This window comes from Spirillospora sp. NPDC049652 (genome assembly GCF_040675125.1).
Classification (GTDB): Bacteria; Actinomycetota; Actinomycetes; order Streptosporangiales; family Streptosporangiaceae; genus Spirillospora.
Window position 1 is genome coordinate 1 of record NZ_JBFAOF010001462.1, and the last position, 1,290, is coordinate 1,290.

General features: G+C 78.9%; 1 protein-coding gene and 1 pseudogene. Both read left to right on the top strand.

Annotation, left to right across the window (positions count from 1 at the left end; all coding sequences use genetic code 11):
* Positions 1-249 precede the first annotated feature (249 nt).
* Positions 250-858: a DUF3000 domain-containing protein gene (locus AB0J52_RS41115; protein ID WP_500188676.1), complete on the top strand. Its 609-nt coding sequence runs from the start codon at positions 250-252 to the stop codon at positions 856-858.
* Between the two features lie 18 nt (positions 859-876).
* A pseudogene (locus AB0J52_RS41120) lies at positions 877-1,290 on the top strand (hypothetical protein); the annotation flags it as partial.

Consider the following 1,290-nt stretch of genomic DNA (forward strand, 5'->3'; position numbering starts at 1 on the left):
ATCGCGGCCAGCAGCGAGTCGGCGCCGGCGCGCCCGGCGGCCGGGACGTCCGCGTCCCCGGCTCCACCCGAGCCTCCGCCCCCGCCTCCACCCCCTCCCGACCCGCGTCCGGCGACCCGGGCCGAGCGGAACCCGCCCGCGTGCGGGCCGTGGCCTGATCCCCGACGCCCCGAAGACGAGACCTGTGCTGTGCCCCCAACCCCGCTCTCCCCGCCGCTCACCGCGACCGGCGGGCCCCCCGGTGTGCCCGTGACCCGCGACCGCGAAGCGTCCGCCGAGCCCGTTCCGCCCGCGTTCCAGCGCGTCCGCGACGCCCTGCGCGCCGTCCTGGACGCCCCCTCGCCGCGCCCCGAGCTCGACCTCGAGGACATGCCCGCCCCGCAGCGCCTGGCGCCCTACGCGGCCGCGCTGTCCGGATCGGTCTACCGCGACGACGACACCGAGGTCGCGTCCGGACGGCTGATCGTGCTGTACGACCCGGCCGGCCGGGACGGCTGGGCCGGCGGCTTCCGCGTCGTCGCCTACGTCCGCGCCGACCTGGAGCCGGAGTTCGCCGCCGACGAGCTGATCGGCTCGGTCGCGTGGAGCTGGCTGCTGGAGGCGCTGGAGCCCGCCGGGTTCACCGCCGTGTCCGGGACGATCACCCGCGCGGTGTCGGAGAGCTTCGGCGACAAGAGCGACGAGCCGTCCGCGACCGAGCTGGAGCTGCGCGCGTCCTGGTCCCCGACCGACTCCGGTTCGGGCATCGACATGGCCGGGCACGTGGCCGCGTGGTGCGAGGTCATGATCGCCGCCGCGGGCCTGCCGCCGACCGGCGTCACCGCGCTGCCGGACGGCACCGGCGGCACGGGCCGCTGAGCGACGTACGGTAGGGGCGTGGGAAGCACAGCGCCGGGCACCGAGACCGCCGGGGAGAACACCGAGACCGTGGGAGCGTCCGAGACACCGCCGACCGCCGCGCGGACGGGCACGACCGAATCCGCACGCGCGCACGAGGCCGAGCAGCCGCGCGACCATATCGCCGGAGCCGCGGGTTCCGCCGCGGCCGTCGGGTCCGCCGGAGCGGCCGTGGCGGCGGGAGCCGCCGGGGCCGCCGGCGTGGCGACCGGCCCCCCGGCCGGGTCCGGCGGGGACGGGTCCGGCGAGGCCGCCGACCCGGGCGCGGGAGGCGCGCCGGTGGCGCAGCCGCTGCTGGAGCCGCGCGAGGGCGTGCCGCCGGTGGTGTCGAGCGAGGCCGAGCTGGCGCGGGTCGTCGAGGCGTTCGCGAAGGGCAGCGGGCCGGTCGCGGTG